The organism is Fundicoccus culcitae (assembly GCF_024661895.1).
GTDB classification, from domain to species: domain Bacteria; phylum Bacillota; class Bacilli; order Lactobacillales; family Aerococcaceae; genus Fundicoccus_A; species Fundicoccus_A culcitae.
This window is the reverse complement of record NZ_CP102453.1, coordinates 859,458-876,745: the sequence shown is the minus strand read 5'-3', so window position 1 is coordinate 876,745 and position 17,288 is coordinate 859,458. Positions and strand designations below refer to the sequence as shown.

Here is a 17,288-nt window from a genome sequence, read left to right as displayed (position 1 = left end):
ATATATTATGAACATAAAGAAAAAACAAATTATCCTGACTGGTGATCGTCCTACAGGTCGATTACACCTTGGTCATTATGTTGGCTCACTAAAACGACGAGTAGAATTACAGAATTCTGGCTTATTTGATGAAATCTATATCCTAATTGCTGATGATCAGGCTTTGACGGATAATGCCGATAACCCTGGAAAGATACGAGACAACATTATAAACGTTGTACTGGATTATCTATCGGTAGGTATTAATCCTGACAAGGTCACAATTTGTGTCCAGTCGGCTCTTCCGGCCCTGCACTCCCTTACCTTTTATTATATGAATCTGGTGACTACTGCACGAGTTTCTCGCAATCCTACGGTAAAGGCTGAGATCCAAATGCGCGGCTTTGTGGATGAAGGATTACCTGTGGGCTTTTTTGTTTATCCAATATCTCAAGCGGCAGATATTACTGCCTTTGATGCCACCGTGGTTCCCGTGGGAGAAGATCAGTTGCCTATGATCGAACAGACACGAGAAATCGTAGAAAAGTTCAATAAAACTTACGGAGAAACGTTGGTTCTTCCCAAAGCAATGATACCGGAAAGCGAGACACAACGTCGTCTGCCAGGTGTTGATGGCAAAGCGAAAATGAGCAAATCTCTTGATAACTGCATCTACCTTTCCGATGATACTAAAACTGTCAAAAAGCAGATCAACGGGAAGATGTTTACCGATCCAACTCATTTGAGAATTGAAGACCCTGGACATACGGAAGGAAATGTAGTATTCACCTATCTGGATGCATTCTGTACTGACGATCATTTTAGAGAATATTTGCCAGATTATAAAAATCTGGAGGAAATGAAGGATCACTATCGCCGTGGCGGCTTGGGAGATGGTACATGCAAAAAGTTTTTAATTAATGTGCTTGAGGAGACTCTTAACCCCATCCGCGCTGAACGTGCAAAATGGGAAGCAAGAATTGATGTTGTTTATGATATTCTTCTCGCAGGTACTGCCAAGGCAAGAGAAACTACAGACGCCACTTTAGCTCGTGTACAAAAGTCTATGCGCATCAATTACTTTAGTGATCGCCATATTGTTAATGAGTGGGATGAACTCTTGAAACGTCCAATGAACCGAGAAAAATAAATCATTTGTAGCTTTATAAAATGAAATAGCCTACTTATTTGAAGTGACGGATTAGACGTTGTCAAGAGTATTGGCTGAAGAAAAAGCTTTTAAAATCAAGGGTTTTCACGGATTTTTGACTTGTTTGCCAAATAGCCTAACTATCACACGTTGAGACGGTAGTATTGATGTCAAGGGTGAATAAGTAAGAGTGTAATAAGATAAGTAAATAAAGGCTTTCCGTGATTTGAGGTCTGGTTCTAAGCCGGAAGGATAATCACGGATTTTTGCTTTGAGGGAAGATATCCAAGAGTGGTGGATTATTCACCGGATTTACGAATTTGAATATAGGCTTAGTGAGTTGATAAGATTGCTGGCAAAAATGTGGTGAGTTGACAAGATGGCTATTGGCTTGAATGGACATACAAGATTGAAATGCACTTATAAGGTAATTACTTTTCAAGTGCATATAAAGGTTGAAATAAGAGTTGTAAAATGTTATGATAAAAAGAAAAGGTGGATTTAGGTATGGATAAGGAAGATAAAGTCCAAAAGGAACCGATGGAATTCTATAACATGTCTGATTTTCTTAGAGGACAATCATCAAAATTAATTACTGGTTTATCAGATGAAGATAAAACTGCTTTTGTTTTGAAAAACGGAAAGCCTGTAGCAGTGCTAATTTCTCACGAGAGATACGAAAGGTTATTAAAAGCAGGAATAGATATAACTGAATACTAAATATAAAACAATTAAGAGATGAGAGAGGTTAAATGAATGGCTGTGAAAAAATCAGAATTGTACTCCCTATTATGGGATGCTTGTAATAAATTAAGAGGTGGAGTAGAACCTTCAAGGTATAAAGATTATGTGCTTGTATTGTTATTCTTCAAGTATGTATCAGACAGATATAAAGGGCAACGTTTTGCTGAATTTACAGTAAATGAAGGTGCCTCATTTGACGACTTGATTGCTGCAAAAGGTAAACCGGATGTTGGCGAAAGAGTAGATGTAATTCTTCAAAAATTTCTAGAAGATAATAAGCTAGTAGGAGCGCTTCCTGATGTAAGCTTTAATAATCCGGATGAACTAGGTTCTGGCAAAGAACTAGTTGATAAAGTTTCTGGTCTTATTGCTATTTTCCAAAATCCTGCGATCGACTTTAAAAGCAACAGAGCTAGTGGCGATGACATCATTGGTGATGCATATGAATACTTTATGATGAAATTTGCTCAAGAGTCTGGTAAGAGTAAGGGACAGTTTTATACACCTAGTGAAGTATCACGTATTATTGCTAAGCTTATTGGCATTGGCGATATTAAACAAGAGACAGGAAAGAAATGGACTCTTCATGATCCTGCGGCGGGGAGTGGATCATTACTTATTCGTTCAGCAGATGAAGCACCAACTGATGATAATGGTGATTCCATAGTTACAATATTTGGACAAGAAAAATATCCTGATACTGCTGGTTTAGCAAAGATGAACTTCATCCTACATAACAAAGGTACAGGAGAAATCAAAAGTGGGAATACATTAGCAAATCCACAATATACTGATGATTTTGGTGGACTTAGAAAATTTGATTTTATTGTCATGAACCCACCATTTTCTGATAAAGACTGGACTGATGGAATTAAACCATCTGAAGATAAATACAAGAGGTTTGATGGTTATGGCATTCCACCAGAAAAGAATGGTGACTATGCTTGGTTTCTACATGTTCTAAAAGCGTTGGAGAGCAATGGTAAGGCGGGGATTATTCTGCCACACGGTGTTCTCTTTAGAGGGAACTCAGAAGAAATCATTAGAAAAGCGGTTCTTGAGAAGCGATACATTAAGGGAATTGTTGGTCTGCCAGCAAACTTATTTTATGGTACAGGAATTCCTGCTAGTATTATCATAATCGATAAAGAAAACGCTGATAAACGTGAAGGTATCTTTATGATTGATGCGAGCGATGGGTTTAAGAAAGATGGAAATAAGAACCGTCTTCGTGAACAGGATATTGAGAAAATTGTGCAAACCTTTATTCACCAAGAAAAGGTTGAGGGGTACTCTCGCTTTATTACCTATAAAGAGATTTTAGAAGAGAACGAAGGAAACCTTAATGTACCTCGGTATATCCAAAAAATAGATAACACTTTACCTCAAAACATTGCATCTCATCTTAAGGGTGGTATCCCAGAAGTCGATATAAACTCTTTAGAGAGACTCTGGAAAATAACGCCACAGTTAAGACAAGAGATATTCACTTGTGTCGATGAAGAACATAATGTCTATAATCTTGCTATAAAACCAAATGAAATTGAAACAGTTATATCTGAAGATGAAAACATAAAGGTTGAAAAGGAAACTGAATACGGTTCTCTATTCGAGACGTGGAAAAATAAAGTAAAAGATTCATTACTCAATATTAATACAGATACAAATCCAAAAGAATTAATTCGAAGCTTGGGTATTGAAATTTTGAGAGATTTTGAGTCGGCAAAACTTCTAGACAATTACGATGTGTATGACTTCTTGCTTAACTATTGGAATGAGAAAATGCAAGATGATGTATATGTAATAAAAGCGAGCGGATATGATGTGGGACGTGAGATTGAATATGTATACGCTCAAAAGAAAGCTAAAGATGAAAATGGAGAAGAAATAAAAGTCGACGATACTTCAAAAATGAAGTCTTTTGAAGGTGCCTTAATTTCGAGAGACATTATTGAACGTGAGTATTTTGAAGCTGAGCTAATGACTCTTAATGAGCTAATCGAAAAATCTGTATTACTTGAGTCTGAACTGGATGAAATGAGAGAAGAAGAATCTGGAGATGAGGGACTGCTTGTAAATGCTTTGAATGAAAAAGGGGACGGAATACCTAAAGCAAATCTGAATAAACAGATAAAAGAACTTGAAAGTAAAAAGACTTCTGAAGTAATAGATGACATTACAAAACTTATTGAATTATTTGATGCAGGCAATATATCGGAAATGGAAAAAATCGTCAAAGCTAATAGTGAGCTGAAGACATGTGAGCTTAGAAATAAGAATGGTTCATTTGGAAAGGCTAAGCTTAGAAATGCATTAAAAGTAGCAAAGGACAATGCAATAATGCCTGAAACATATGTTGAAGAATATAATGCTCTTCTTTCTTACCAAGCTAAATTAACTGAAAAAGAAGAAGCTGATAAAGCGATTAAAGAAGCTCAAAAAGAGCTGGATGATTTAGTACTTGCTAAATATGGAGAACTAACAATTGATGAAGTAAAGTATTTACTCTTTGATAAAAAGTGGATGGCAAGGCTTGAAAGCGACATTATTGATGCGATTGATCAAGTGTTGAATAATCTTGCCTCAAAAGTTGTCTTAATTGCTAAGCGCTATGAGCACACTTTAGGTGAAATTGAAGAGAAGACAGCTCAGTCAAAAGCCAAGGTGAAGTCCGCTTTAGAAAGGATGGGATACACATGGTAACTTATCCTGTAAATTGGTATGAAAATAGACTTGGCGATGTTTGCAAATATGTAAATGGAACAGCCCTCGAAGAATACTTTTCAAACTATGGAAATAGGCGAGTTATTTCGCTTGGAAATTATTCTGAGGAAGGTAAATATATTGATGATGGAAACAGAATTAATCTAAATCAAAAGACACAAAGTTTCTTGCTATTTAAAGATGATTTGAGTATGGTGCTTAATGACAAAGGCAACGGTAGACTCGTGGGCAAAGTTTTATTTATTGACGAAAATGATAAATACATTTTTAATCAACGGTCATTAAGGATTGTACCTGAGAAAAATAAAGTTGCTCCTTTGTTTCTTTATCATCTAATTAATTCAGGTATATTTAGGGATGGACTCAAACCTCATATACAAGGCAATACACAGGTTTATATTAACCCACCTGCAGTAATGAGTATTCCAATCTATCTACCATCTCTCCAAGAACAACAAACTATCGCTTCAGTATTATCAGATTTTGACGAGCATATCGACAATCTATCCGAACTAATTGAAAAGAAAAAAGCAATCCGTGATGGTGCTTTGGAGGATTTAGTCAGCGGTAGGATAAGACTTGATGGGTTTAACGGTGAGTGGATCAATGTAAAATTGTCTGACTTTGCACAAATTAATCCTTCTTCCGTACTTCCAGAAGTCTTTAAATATGTCGACTTAGAATCTGTCAAGGGAATAACACTCATGGGGTGGCGGGATGAAAGAAAAGAAACTGCTCCATCGAGGGCTAAGCGACTAGCTCAATTTGATGATATTTTCTTTCAGACTGTACGCCCATACCAAAGAAACAATTATCTATTTGAATTGTCAGATGAGGATGTTGTTTTTTCTACAGGTTACGCTCAATTAAGAACCAAGAATGATGCTAGATTTCTTTTTTTACTTCTGAGACAGGATGATTTTGTTAATGAAGTACTTGATAACTGTACGGGTACTAGTTACCCTGCAATTAATCCGTCAAAATTATCTGACATAAAAATATATGTTCCAATAGATAAGAATGAACAACAAGCGATTGCTGAAGTTCTGACAGCAATGGATGAAGAAATAGAATCTCTTAAAATAGAAAAAGAAAAAATGATACAAATTAAAGAAGGTGCAATGGACGACCTCTTAACAGGCCGTGTGCGTCTTAAAGTATGAGGAGGTAAAGGCTATGTCTGTTGATTTAGAAAGAAAATTGCAAAACAAGGTCCTTCACTGGTTAATAGATAAAGAGGAAGACGGTGGTCTTGGTTATACGTATCTCGGAAATCTAGAGGATCAGAATAACAAATCTATCAGAGAAGATTTGCTGAAGAAGAATCTTGAAAAACGTGGTTATTCGAAAGACCAAATTTCCAAAGCTGTAACTGAGCTTGTTTCAAAAGCGAGCAATCAAGTGGATAGCCTTTACCAAATCAATAAAGAGGTCTATTCCCTACTTCGCTATGGCAAGCAAGGTGTTAAAGACGAGAATAAAAATCGTCAAACAGTTCATTATATCGACTGGAACAATGTCGAGAACAATGATTTTTATGCTGCTGAGGAAGTAAGTGTTCTCTGCTTTAATCAAATAGAAAGAAAACGACCTGATGTGGTGCTGTATATAAACGGCATCGCTCTTGGCATATTTGAGCTAAAGCGTTCATGTGTGAGTATAGGTGAGGGAATTCGTCAGAATCTCACAAACCAAAAAAAAGAGTATATTCAGAACTTCTTTAGTACTACGCAGTTTCTCTTTGCCGGTAATGAAGCTGAAGGGCTGAAGTATGGAACAATCGAAACTCCTGAGAAGTATTACCTGAACTGGAAGGAAGATATTAAAGCTACGGACAAACTTTCTGTGACTATTAAAGGTATTCAATCTAGAGACAGAAATAAGCTGAGAGATGGTGTGATTTCTCTTTGTCATAAAGAGAGGTTTCTTTCACTGATCCACGACTTTATTATTTTTGATGCTGGAGTGAAAAAGATTGCAAGGCATAATCAGTATTTTGCTAATATTGCTGCTAGGAAAAGAATTCTTGCAGGCGAAGGTGGAATAATCTGGAATACGCAAGGATCAGGAAAGTCCCTAATTATGGTGTGGCTTACTAAGTGGGTTATTGAGAATGTAACAGATAGCCGAGTGGTAATCATCACCGACCGAGATGAGCTTGATGACCAAATTGAAAGCCTGTTTATTGATGTAAATGAAAAAGTACGAAGAACAAAAAGCAGTGCTGATTTAAGAGAGATTCTGAATAAAAATGATGATTCTATTATCTGCTCTTTGATTCATAAATACGGACATAATGCAGGTAAACAATCTGACGTGGATCAATACCGTAAAGAATTGATAAAAGACCTCCCTGCTGACTTTAAAGCAAAAGGAAATATTATAGCTTTTATTGACGAGTGCCATCGTACTAACTCGGGAAAATTGCATGAGGCTGTAAAAGTACTGATGCCTGAAGCATTACTTATTGGTTTTACAGGTACTCCACTGCTTAAGAAAGATAAAGCAACCAGTCTTGAGACTTTTGGACCTTACATCCATACTTATAAATTTGATGAGGGTGTTGAAGATGGTGTTGTTCTTGATTTACGTTATGAAGCAAGAGATGTTGACCAAGACTTATCTAGTAAAGACAAGGTCGATTTATGGTTTGACAATAAAACCTTAGGCCTTACAGATAGGGCAAGGATACAGTTGAAACAAAGTTGGACTTCAATCAACAAATTATATAGTTCGAAACAAAGACTTGAGAAAATCGCTAGTGATATCATTTTCGATATGAATTTAAAACCCCGTCTAAAAAATGAGCGTGGTACAGCCATGCTTGTGGCAAATAGTATATATGAGGCTTGCAGATACTGGGATATCTTTACGAGCAACGGCTTTAACAAATGTGCTGTTGTAACTTCATTTGAGCCTTCAACTGCAAGTGTAAGAACTGCTACGAGTGATTTGAGCCAAGAGGGCGAAGAAGAATATAAAAAATCTATTTATGAGCGAATGCTTAAGGGCAAAAAATTGTCTGAATTTGAAAAGGAAGTAAAAGAACAATTTAAAAAAGAACCAGCTAAAATGAAACTTCTTATAGTTGTAGATAAGCTCTTAACAGGATTTGATGCACCCGCAGCGACATATTTATATATTGATAAATCCATGAGGGATCATGACCTTTTCCAGGCTATCTGCCGAGTTAATAGACCAGATGGCGAGGATAAGGACTATGGTTACATCGTAGATTACATGGACTTGTTTCGCAATGTGCAGCTTGCAGTGGCAGATTATACTACTGAAGCTTTCGATAGTTTTGATAAGGAAGATGTTGAGGGGCTTATCAAGAATCGATATGACGAGGCAAAATCAGAGATGGTGGGTGCAATTGCATCACTGAAAGATCTATTAGAAAATGTAAGTGATCCTAAGGATGATACGGATTATATTGAGTATTTTTGTGGTGAGAATAGTGAAAACGATGAAAACACTGGTCGCAGAGATATTTTGTATACCCTTACTGCCTCGCTAACACGCTCTTTTGCTAACTGCAGTGATAAACTTGTGAGCGATTATGGTTATTCCGAGGGGCAAGTTACCAGGCTAAGAAGTGATATTTCAGGTTATAACAAAATAAAAGAAATGGTTAAACTAGCGAGCTGTGATTATATCGATTTAAAACCCTATGAGGCTGATATGCGATATATCCTTGACACTTACATACGTGCAGAAGACTCTACGGTTGTAAGTGAACTTGGGAATATGTCGTTGGTGGAATTGTTACTTGAAAACACTTCAACAACACCAATTGAGGCTCTGGTACAAGGTCTTCCAGGTAATGAAAATGCTAAAGCAGAAATCATCGAAAATAACTTGCAGCATGAAATTGTAAAGAAGATGTCATCTAACCAAGTTTATTATGGGAAGTTATCAGAAATGCTCCAAGTACTAATCGACCAGAGGCGAATAGAAGCTATGAGTTACGAGGAGTATTTACAGCAAGTTGTTGAGTTGGCACAAGCTATTTTGCATCCTGAAGATAGCTTGGATTATCCTGATACCGTTAAGACTAGTGAAGCTAGAAGGGCTTACTTTGATTACTTTAATAAAGACGAGACTTTAGCAGTAAATATTGATAGTGCTGTTCATAGTGCATTACGTCCTGATTGGAAAAGGAATTTTCAAAAACAACAAAACATAAGGCTTGCTATATATGAAAATTTATTGGTATATGGTTATGACGAAGATGAAGCAACGCAAGAAACTGCTACGGTCTTCGAAATAGCTGAAAGGCAGGCAGAATACGATGTGTAATGAAGAAATAATTGGCGGGTTGCCAATAGAAATTATTAAAAAGAAAAATCTTAAAAATCTCTATATCAGGGTGAATCCACCAGAAGGCAATGTAACAGTTAGTACTCCTAGCGATTATCCTGATGAAGAGATAAGGCTCTTTATATTAAAGAAAATGCCAGAAATCACTAAGGTAAGAGACAGGATGCTGTCACAGGCACGTCAAACTGAAAGAGAATATGTTTCTGGAGAATCCCATTACCTGTGGGGAAAGCCATATCGACTACAAGTTGTCTACGAAGGAATCAAATACGAAATTTCAAAACTACCAAACAAGATAATATTGACGGCTCCTGAAAGATCAACTAAAGAATCAAGGGAGAGGGCATTTAATGAATGGTACAGAGAAGAACTTAAACGAGTGTTGGATGGGGTTGTTACAAGGTGTGAAGCAAAAACAAACCTCCATGCTAATGAGTACAAAATTAAGAATATGAAAACTAAGTGGGGTACATGCAATATTGATAAAAAAAGAATATGGATTAATCTACAGCTAGCCAAGAAACCAATAGAATGTCTTGAATATGTTGTTATCCATGAACTGGTACACTTGTTAGAAAAGAATCACACCCATAGATTCAATTCACTTGTGGAGGAGTTCTACCCTACCTGGAAAGAGGCAAAAAAGTTATTGTCAGAGTTGCCTTTGGATCATATTGAAAAAGGAGAACAGGTAGATTATGAAGAGGAAGATAACTCCAAGTGATATATTCGATATCAATAAAAAATCAGGTGCTCTAATTCTTGGAAAGAATCGCCTGGATGACTATGCTACAAAATTTCTGACTAAATACTGCAAACCGGCATTGGTTGAACCGATGCCTCTTCCGGTTGATGACATTCTTAAGGATATGGGGCTTACTGTTCAAGAAGTTCATTTATCAAGCGACCTAGATGTTTTTGGATGTTGTTTACTTTTGGATGCAGATGTTGATATATATGACAAGGAAACAGGTAAATATTTATCAACTTCCTTCAGTGCTGGAACAGTATTAATTGACCCTTTGTCCGAGTCTTTATATGGTGAAGGCTCGAAAAGAAATACGCTCATTCATGAAGCGCTACACTGGGAAAAAGATAAAACATATTTTCAAATTCTTAAGGTTAAAAATAAAAATGAATCTGAAAAATTATATCCAATTTTATGCCGACAATCCGAGACTTTCTTTACACCACCAGAGGGTAAGAACACAAAAGAAAATGAAGTTCGATGGTTGGAATGGCAAGCACACAGATTAGCTCCTAGAGTCCTGATGCCCAAAAATAGCTTCAAAAGGAAAGCGTTAGAGTTTATTGAGCAGTATAAAGCATCTGGTGAAAATACGATATACTCTTGTGATACCTTGATTGAGGATTTAAGCAGCTTCTTTATAACGTCAAGACTATCAGTAAAATATAGATTGATTGAAGTTGGTTTAGAGGATATCATATCAGAATTCTCTGATTACAATGATGTCTATGAAGAAATCAATAGTAATAAAGATTTTGTTAAATTAACACCAGTAGAAGCAGTAAAGATAATAGATTCCGATTCAACTCTACAAAATTGGATAACAGAAAGACATTTTGTATACGCTGACGGATATTTTGTACTTGCCGACAGCCAATATGTTACACAAAAAGATGGAAAACTCTTTTTAACACCAAAGGCAAAGCAAAATCTCTCTAGATGTGTTATCAATATTCGTGAACAGAATTTTGTATCATACGCTAATACTTACAAAGACTTGCTTGGGTATACGGTCCTTAAGAAGGTTGAAGGTATTGATAGTAGACTTCTTACGTTTCATCCTAAGTACCAATCCCCTTTACTAAATGAACCTGAAGAAACATATCAAGCATTTTCTAAACAGCTAGCTTCTTATAATGAGGATGAAGAAATTGAACTCATTAAGTTGCTTGGTGATCCTACCAAAACACTATGTAATTGTCTGTGGTTTTTGATGGAAAATAGAAAGTGGAATTATCCTGATAAATTTAATGAAGAGACAGGACTCCACAAAAATTACCATGGTAGAATAAAAAATGATAAAGCCAACAATATGACAACGAGCGTGTTGATGGCCATCTGTGTTGGTATGCAGTTATGCACGAGGATTACGTTGATGATGTTTGATAAATCGAATAATAAACTAGATTATTTTAAAGATCCCGATAAGACTTATATTCGTATTATGGATACTATGCCAGGTCTTTCGCTTGATGATTTCAATGGTATTCTAGAGCAATGTGGTATTCAGGAACTAGGTAGTGAAATAAAAGAATAAAAAGTTGATAACTCGATGAGTTGGTTTAGGACCCCGAAAGGGGTTCTTTTTTTATGCCCAAATTTAGTAAAGGCTGATAAATAGGCAAATTTGGCCCAACTCAACGAGTTGGTCGTGAAATTTTGAAACCTATTATATTTATAAATGTAAGGTACAAGCTTACAAAAATTAAATGCGTCTAAAGCTGGCCAGCAGAAGACGGCGGATTCATAAATGATTCTAAGATAGCCAATAACAGGTTATTAGAAAATTTGTGATCCTCCGTTTTATTTCCTATATGTAATTTTAGGAAGTAATTCTGTTGGTCATTTTTTCAAAGATTCATTAGTTCTCCGCTGTCTTCCAGGACGGGATTAGGAGAATCTAATGAGATTATCAATCAGATATGAGAACCAGTTTCAAATCATCGAACTCAATGAGGAAGAAACTCAGGAGATGTGGGTCAGTCTTTCACTTGAAGGTGAAAATCTTGAAAAGGAAAAATTAATCCAAAAAACATTCGATGAAAAGTTCAACAAGCCGGAGTACAACATCTGGCACAGAGAAACCAGACACTTAACAACTCCTAAGGAGCGCTTCAATGACGATGGTGATGAATACGATACCTCGGAACCACTTATGAAAGAAGTTGCGGATGACAGAATTTTTAGAAAAGACGAAATTGAGCGTGCTTATCAGGATGATTATGAAGATGTCTGCCAATGGATACGCACCACTCTTGGTAAAAAGCAAGATTGGGCAGATATGTTTATTGCAGTACGCATTGACGGTATGTCGATTCGAGAATATGCCAGTTCCATCGGTGTAAGTGAAAACAACATTACTCAGAAATTAAAGCGAGCAACAAAAAATTAGAACAAGAATATAAAAACCGTCAGATTTGACCTTCTCCCAAGGCTACTAAGTAGGAGGTCAAGACCTCCAAAAAAACACAAGGAGATAATTCGAATGGAATTACAAGTATACAAAAATGCAGAGTTTGGCTCTGTACGTACTACAACGATTGGCGGTCAACCTTATTTTGTTGGTAAGGATGTAGCTGATATTCTCGGTTATGCAAATACCCGTAAAGCTTTAATTGATCACATTGATGATGAGGACAAGGATGACGTAACGATTCGTGACGCCATCGGAAGAAATCAAACGATGATTGCAATCAACGAATCCGGCCTTTATAGCCTCATCCTCTCAAGCAAGATGCCAAGTGCCAAAAAGTTCAAACGCTGGGTCACAAATGAAGTACTCCCTGCTATTCGAAAACATGGACTTTATGCAACAGATGATTTAATCGCAAATCCAGACCTTGCTATCGCAGCATTTACTGCACTAAAAGAGGAACGTGAAAAGAACAAGGAATTGATGGCGACCGTTGCGATTGGTCAGCAGCAAATTGCTGAGATGAAACCCAAGGCCACTTACTATGATGTGGTTCTTAAATGCAGGGATGCAGTCAATATTTCTGTTATTGCCAAAGATTACGGCTGGAGTGCCATGCGCATGAACGAATACCTTCATGAAAAAGGGATTCAGTTTAAGCAAGGTGATATTTGGCTTCTTTATCAAAAGTATGCTCCCAACGGATATACCAAAACTAATACTCACATTTACGAAGATAGCAAAGGTATAAAGCATACGAAAGTGCATACCAAGTGGACACAAAAAGGCAGACTCTTTATCTATGAACAGTTGAAAGCAGACGATATTTATCCGCAGATTGAGATGGAGGTGTGATATGGGAATCAATATGAAAAATGCAGAAGGTTATCATGACCCAACTCCCCATAAAACACTTAGCAATATCACCCGTGAGGAAAAGGCAGCAGCAAAAGCTGCCTTTAAGCCCCTTGTCTATATTTGCTCTCCCTTTAGTGGCGATATAGAAAACAACAATAAGCGCACACGATCATTTTGCCGTTTTGCTTTAGATAAGGGCAATATTCCGCTTGCTCCTCACCTTTTATTTCCACAGTTTATGGATGACAGCAATGAGAAAGAACGTGAGCTCGCTCGATATGCTCTAAGTGGCAAAATCGTCTGTGGAGAATGTGGTCGAAATTATAGGAGAAAGACAAATTACTCAGTTGGCAGGAGTTACATTGCATCGGGCATATCGAAGACAAAGAGAGTTGCTCCATGTTGTTCTTGCGAGATGGGGAAATAAAAGCCACATTTACAACCATGATGAATAAGCTTGCTTTCAGTAACAAGCTAATCCTAGAGCCGCTTTTCAAATCAATTAGCCAAATTGATGAAGAAAGCGACCGTGAAAGAATGGATGCTATTGATAAGCGAATGGAGCAACTCATGGAAGAACGCAATACCCTTATTACACTGATGGCCAAAGGTTTTCTGGAGCCTGCTCTTTTTAATCAGGAACGGAATGTCTTGGATAGTGAGATAAAAAATCTTACAACTGAAAAAACAAACCTTGTATCAAATTCCACGAGTGGGGTTTTGCGAGCAAACGATATAAAGGACCTCATTGATTACGTGTCAGCAGATATTTTTAATGGTGACTACACGGAAGAATTATTTGAAGAATTTGTAGAGAACATCATTGTAAATTCCAGGGATGAGCTGACATTCAATTTGAAATGCGGTCTTTTCCTGAAAGAAAAGGTGGTGAGATAAATGGCATATATTCCATATGGATACAAAATTCAAGAAGGAGTGGTTACTGTCGATGAAAAGGCAGCAGGTCAAGTAAAGGTATTCTTTGAGAAATACATATCAGGACTATCCCTTACAGTGGCTGGCGAATAGGCAGGTATTGATAAGACACACTCTGTGATGGGTCGCATTTTGAAAAACGTTAACTACCTTGGAAATGATACGTATCCAGCAATTATTGATAAAGAGATATTTAATAAGGCTGAAGAAGTTAGAGATAAACGTGCAAAGGATTTAGGACGAGTGGTAGAGCTTGCCGCTTTCACCTCTCCCCCTCCCAAAGAACGATTTAAAATGAGAAAGGCAGATAATAAGATGCCAGTTGATCCTTTTGAACGAGCAGAATACTTATATAGTCTGATAGAAAGCGAGGAATAAAGTGACAGAGAAAAATATAATGGTTATTCCTGCTCGTAAAAGAGTAGGAAGTACAGCCGCAAAAGAAAAGATAAAGAAACTTCGTGTTGCTGCCTATTGCCGTGTTTCTACAGAAACAGAAGAACAAAATTCTAGCTATGAGGTTCAGGTCGCACACTATACAGAGTTTATAAAGAAAAATAATGAATGGGAGTTTTCTGGCATCTTTGCAGATGATGGAATCTCCGGTACAAACACTAAAAAGCGTGACGAATTTAATCGTATGATTGCAGAGTGTATGGATGGTAACATCGACATGGTTATTACTAAATCCATCAGCCGATTTGCACGTAACACCCTAGACTGCCTTCAATATATTAGACAGCTCAAGGATAAGAACATATCCGTCTACTTTGAAAAAGAGAATATCAACACCATGGATGCCAAAGGTGAGGTTTTGCTGACTATTATGGCATCTTTGGCACAACAGGAAAGCCAGAGCCTTTCACAAAACGTTAAGTTTGGGCTACGGTACCGATACCAACAAGGAAAGGTGCAGGTCAACCATAAGCGATTTATGGGCTACACCAAGGATGAAGATGGAAATTTAATCATTGTTCCCGAAGAAGCTGAGATTATCAAACGCATCTACCGAGAATACCTTGAAGGTCAGAGTCTAGTGGGTATTGGTCGAGGTCTTGAAAAGGATGGTATTTTAACAGCAGCAGGAAAACCACGATGGCGACCGGAATCAGTTAAAAAAATCCTCCAAAATGAAAAATACATCGGAGATGCCCTTCTGCAAAAGACTGTTACTGTAGATTTTCTAACCAAGAAACGAGTTAAGAATGAAGGTCATCTTCCCCAGTATTATGTTGAAAATAGCCATGAAGCGATTATTCCTAAAGAACTATTCTTGCAGGTGCAAGAAGAAATTCATCGAAGAAGCAATATCTACACAGGAGAAGGTAAGAACAAACGAATTTATAGTAGTAAGTACGCATTAAGTGCCATCACCTTCTGTGGAGATTGTGGCGACATTTATAGACGGGTCTATTGGAATATTCATGGCAGAAAAGAATTTGTCTGGCGATGCGTGACTAGAATCGAGCAGGGTCCTGAAGTCTGTAAGAACCGAACCGTAAAAGAAGATGAACTATATGGTGCTGTAATGACTGCGATTAATAAGCTGCTTGCAGGTGGCAATAACATCATAAAAACCTTGGAAGAAAATATTCATGCGGTGATTGGAGAAACGACAGAATACCAAATTTCAGAGATTAACAACTTACTGGAGAAAAAGCAAAAAGAACTCATCAAGTTGGCTAACAAGGGGCAAGACTATGAATATCTAGCAGATGAGATTGATGAGCTGAGAGACAAGCGACAGACCCTTTTAGTAGAAGACGCCTCTCTTAGTGGCGAAAATGAGCGAATCGATGAGTTAATTGAATTTATCCGCAAGAACAAATTCCGCACTCTAGAATATGATGATAAGCTTGTAAGGAAGATAATCCAGAGCGTTACAGTCTATGAAGACCACTTCGTCATATCCTTTAAATCTGGTATTGAAATGGAAATATGAAAATCAGAAGTAAATAGCCCATGACTCTACAGTAGAGTTGTGGGTTTTCTTTGTTTGCTGATTATAATAATATTTTAATAACTATTGTGTTTATCAACCAAATGGTTTATAATATTCTTAGCGTAAACTTGGAGGTGCTGTATGACTACGGCAGAAATGATTAAAGAACTGTGTGAGCAAATGAATATAAGTGTTTCCGAACTTGCTAGACGTATTGGCCAGACTCCACAGAATTTCAATAAAAAATTACAACGAGAAACAGTAACCTTGGATGAGTTGAAGGCCATTGCTGATGTGCTAGGTGTCAAGTTTGTGCAGGCATTTATTTTACCAGATGGAGATGAAATAAAAATATCTAACGAATAAAGGAGGCAGTCTAATATGATGATTAGTCCGGAAAGTTACTATGAAGAGTATCTCAAAGGAAAAACAAAAGAAGAAATAATGACCGCCATCCGAGGACTTAAGCAAGAAATAGGTCACCTCAAAAATTCTATGGAAAAACCGTATGATGGAATGAAAACTATTATTCATCCAAGTGAAGATACCTGCATTTATTGGAGCCGTGAATATTTGGATATAGCCAAGCAAGCCTATGTTGAGGCTGGCGGAACATATACTTTATCAAAGTCTGAAGAAAAGGTAGCCGATTTTGATGCGAACATAAATGCTATCTGTAAGATCACCTTTAACATTGGTGGTTACTTTGGCGGTTATAGCACCTATATTGTAGAGCTATCCGAAGAATTTAAAGCCTATACAAAGTTATGGGAAGATGTAGAACCACTTGTATTGTTGGATGATAATAAAGAGCCCTTTATAAAGGATACTTTCATTGGGGCACTTAAGGAACTTCATATCGGTGAGTGGCGAAGACATTATACAACTAAACGCTTCGGATACATGGTACTTGATGGAACACAGTGGGAGTTGGAATTTGAATATAGTAATGGCCATAAGCCAGTAAGATTTGATGGCGATAACTCTTACCCTTATAACTTTGATAAGTTTCAGAGACTATTTGGCATTGATGTCACTGAGGAGGATTAGGATGAGTAAATTCGATATTTTGACAAAATACATACCTATAATCCAGGCGGATAGCATTGGTGAATGGGTGATTGATAATGAAAACGATGGAACACTGGAACATCCGATACAGATGCCTTTTGTAGATTATTCCGAAATGGTAGATAACTTTATCGATGATGTTTATGCCTTTGAAGAAAGCAATAAAGATATGGAGCTTACCCGTTATGGAGATATTCTCAAAGATAACGGACTTGAGTGGGATTCAGAATCTATGAAGAATGCTGATATTTCAAGTTTGAATGCACAGTGTGTGCTTGCGCTTATTTTGGGTGCTGTTAGAGCAGAACGCTTTTGCGATGGTGCATTATTAGATTTCTTCAAAAGTGGCTGCATATTGAAGTGGCTTGATAGATTAAAGAATATTGAGTAAAGGGGGATA

Annotated in this window: 15 protein-coding genes and 1 pseudogene; all 16 read left to right on the top strand. The window is 37.2% G+C overall.

All coding sequences use genetic code 11. From position 1 onward, the window contains the following. The first annotated feature begins 7 nt into the window (after window positions 1-7). The 16 genes and pseudogenes from trpS (at window position 8) to NRE15_RS03980 (ending at window position 17,279) form a co-directional block, all read left to right on the top strand. Window positions 8-1,129, top strand: coding sequence for a tryptophan--tRNA ligase (gene trpS / locus NRE15_RS04055; protein ID WP_313794335.1), 1,122 nt, complete (start codon window positions 8-10; stop codon window positions 1,127-1,129). Between the two features lie 507 nt (window positions 1,130-1,636). Further along, the gene (locus NRE15_RS04050) at window positions 1,637-1,849 is read left to right on the top strand and encodes a type II toxin-antitoxin system Phd/YefM family antitoxin (protein ID WP_070210484.1); all 213 of its coding nucleotides are present in this window, start codon (window positions 1,637-1,639) and stop codon (window positions 1,847-1,849) included. A 36-nt stretch (window positions 1,850-1,885) separates the two neighbouring features. After that, window positions 1,886-4,576, top strand: coding sequence for an HsdM family class I SAM-dependent methyltransferase (locus NRE15_RS04045; protein ID WP_313794334.1), 2,691 nt, complete (start codon window positions 1,886-1,888; stop codon window positions 4,574-4,576). Continuing rightward, on the top strand, window positions 4,570-5,760 hold the full coding sequence (locus NRE15_RS04040; protein ID WP_313794333.1) for a restriction endonuclease subunit S: 1,191 nt from the start codon (window positions 4,570-4,572) through the stop codon (window positions 5,758-5,760). Before NRE15_RS04045 ends, NRE15_RS04040 begins: the two co-directional genes overlap by 7 nt. Window positions 5,761-5,773: 13 nt before the next feature. Continuing rightward, a complete protein-coding gene (locus NRE15_RS04035) occupies window positions 5,774-8,899 on the top strand; it encodes a type I restriction endonuclease subunit R (RefSeq protein ID WP_313794332.1) in 3,126 nt (1,041 codons plus the stop codon). Beyond that, a complete protein-coding gene (locus NRE15_RS04030; RefSeq protein ID WP_313794331.1) occupies window positions 8,892-9,644 on the top strand; it encodes a M48 family metallopeptidase in 753 nt (250 codons plus the stop codon). The genes NRE15_RS04035 and NRE15_RS04030 overlap by 8 nt, the downstream gene beginning before the upstream one ends. Then, window positions 9,619-11,205 (top strand): helix-turn-helix domain-containing protein, encoded by a 1,587-nt coding sequence (locus NRE15_RS04025; protein WP_313794330.1) that lies wholly within the window; start codon window positions 9,619-9,621, stop codon window positions 11,203-11,205. Before NRE15_RS04030 ends, NRE15_RS04025 begins: the two co-directional genes overlap by 26 nt. Before the next feature lie 366 nt (window positions 11,206-11,571). Further along, window positions 11,572-12,060 (top strand): RNA polymerase sigma factor sigma-70 region 4 domain-containing protein, encoded by a 489-nt coding sequence (locus NRE15_RS04020; protein WP_313794329.1) that lies wholly within the window; start codon window positions 11,572-11,574, stop codon window positions 12,058-12,060. A gap of 93 nt (window positions 12,061-12,153) precedes the next feature. Continuing rightward, window positions 12,154-12,936 carry a phage antirepressor gene (locus NRE15_RS04015; RefSeq protein ID WP_313794328.1) on the top strand — a complete coding sequence of 261 codons (783 nt, stop codon included), beginning with the start codon at window positions 12,154-12,156 and terminating at the stop codon, window positions 12,934-12,936. A gap of 1 nt (window position 12,937) precedes the next feature. Then, on the top strand, window positions 12,938-13,366 hold the full coding sequence (locus tag NRE15_RS04010; protein ID WP_313794327.1) for a zinc ribbon domain-containing protein: 429 nt from the start codon (window positions 12,938-12,940) through the stop codon (window positions 13,364-13,366). After that, window positions 13,339-13,836 (top strand): DNA recombinase, encoded by a 498-nt coding sequence (locus NRE15_RS04005; protein WP_313794326.1) that lies wholly within the window; start codon window positions 13,339-13,341, stop codon window positions 13,834-13,836. Before NRE15_RS04010 ends, NRE15_RS04005 begins: the two co-directional genes overlap by 28 nt. Beyond that, window positions 13,837-14,253 (top strand): annotated as a pseudogene (locus tag NRE15_RS04000) (recombinase). Between the two features lies 1 nt (window position 14,254). After that, window positions 14,255-15,817, top strand: coding sequence for a recombinase family protein (locus tag NRE15_RS03995; protein WP_449267330.1), 1,563 nt, complete (start codon window positions 14,255-14,257; stop codon window positions 15,815-15,817). Window positions 15,818-15,958: 141 nt separating this feature from the next. Beyond that, on the top strand, window positions 15,959-16,183 hold the full coding sequence (locus NRE15_RS03990; protein ID WP_002303393.1) for a helix-turn-helix domain-containing protein: 225 nt from the start codon (window positions 15,959-15,961) through the stop codon (window positions 16,181-16,183). Between the two features lie 15 nt (window positions 16,184-16,198). Then, entirely contained in the window at window positions 16,199-16,867 is a 669-nt protein-coding gene (locus NRE15_RS03985; protein ID WP_313794325.1) for a hypothetical protein, read from the top strand. 1 nt (window position 16,868) lies between these two features. Beyond that, a complete protein-coding gene (locus tag NRE15_RS03980; RefSeq protein WP_313794324.1) occupies window positions 16,869-17,279 on the top strand; it encodes a DUF6508 domain-containing protein in 411 nt (136 codons plus the stop codon). The last annotated feature ends 9 nt before the right edge of the window (window positions 17,280-17,288 follow it).

Coding starts and splice junctions, on each gene's coding strand:
- NRE15_RS04045 (WP_313794334.1), top strand. CDS start 1,886: ATGGCTGTGAAAAAATCAGAATTGTACTCCCTATTATGGGATGCTTGT.
- NRE15_RS04025 (WP_313794330.1), top strand. CDS start 9,619: ATGAAGAGGAAGATAACTCCAAGTGATATATTCGATATCAATAAAAAA.
- NRE15_RS04015 (WP_313794328.1), top strand. CDS start 12,154: ATGGAATTACAAGTATACAAAAATGCAGAGTTTGGCTCTGTACGTACT.
- NRE15_RS03980 (WP_313794324.1), top strand. CDS start 16,869: ATGAGTAAATTCGATATTTTGACAAAATACATACCTATAATCCAGGCG.
- NRE15_RS04020 (WP_313794329.1), top strand. CDS start 11,572: ATGAGATTATCAATCAGATATGAGAACCAGTTTCAAATCATCGAACTC.
- NRE15_RS04010 (WP_313794327.1), top strand. CDS start 12,938: ATGGGAATCAATATGAAAAATGCAGAAGGTTATCATGACCCAACTCCC.
- NRE15_RS04040 (WP_313794333.1), top strand. CDS start 4,570: ATGGTAACTTATCCTGTAAATTGGTATGAAAATAGACTTGGCGATGTT.
- NRE15_RS03990 (WP_002303393.1), top strand. CDS start 15,959: ATGACTACGGCAGAAATGATTAAAGAACTGTGTGAGCAAATGAATATA.
- NRE15_RS03985 (WP_313794325.1), top strand. CDS start 16,199: ATGATGATTAGTCCGGAAAGTTACTATGAAGAGTATCTCAAAGGAAAA.
- NRE15_RS04050 (WP_070210484.1), top strand. CDS start 1,637: ATGGATAAGGAAGATAAAGTCCAAAAGGAACCGATGGAATTCTATAAC.
- NRE15_RS04035 (WP_313794332.1), top strand. CDS start 5,774: ATGTCTGTTGATTTAGAAAGAAAATTGCAAAACAAGGTCCTTCACTGG.
- NRE15_RS04030 (WP_313794331.1), top strand. CDS start 8,892: ATGTGTAATGAAGAAATAATTGGCGGGTTGCCAATAGAAATTATTAAA.
- trpS (WP_313794335.1), top strand. CDS start 8: ATGAACATAAAGAAAAAACAAATTATCCTGACTGGTGATCGTCCTACA.
- NRE15_RS04005 (WP_313794326.1), top strand. CDS start 13,339: ATGTTGTTCTTGCGAGATGGGGAAATAAAAGCCACATTTACAACCATG.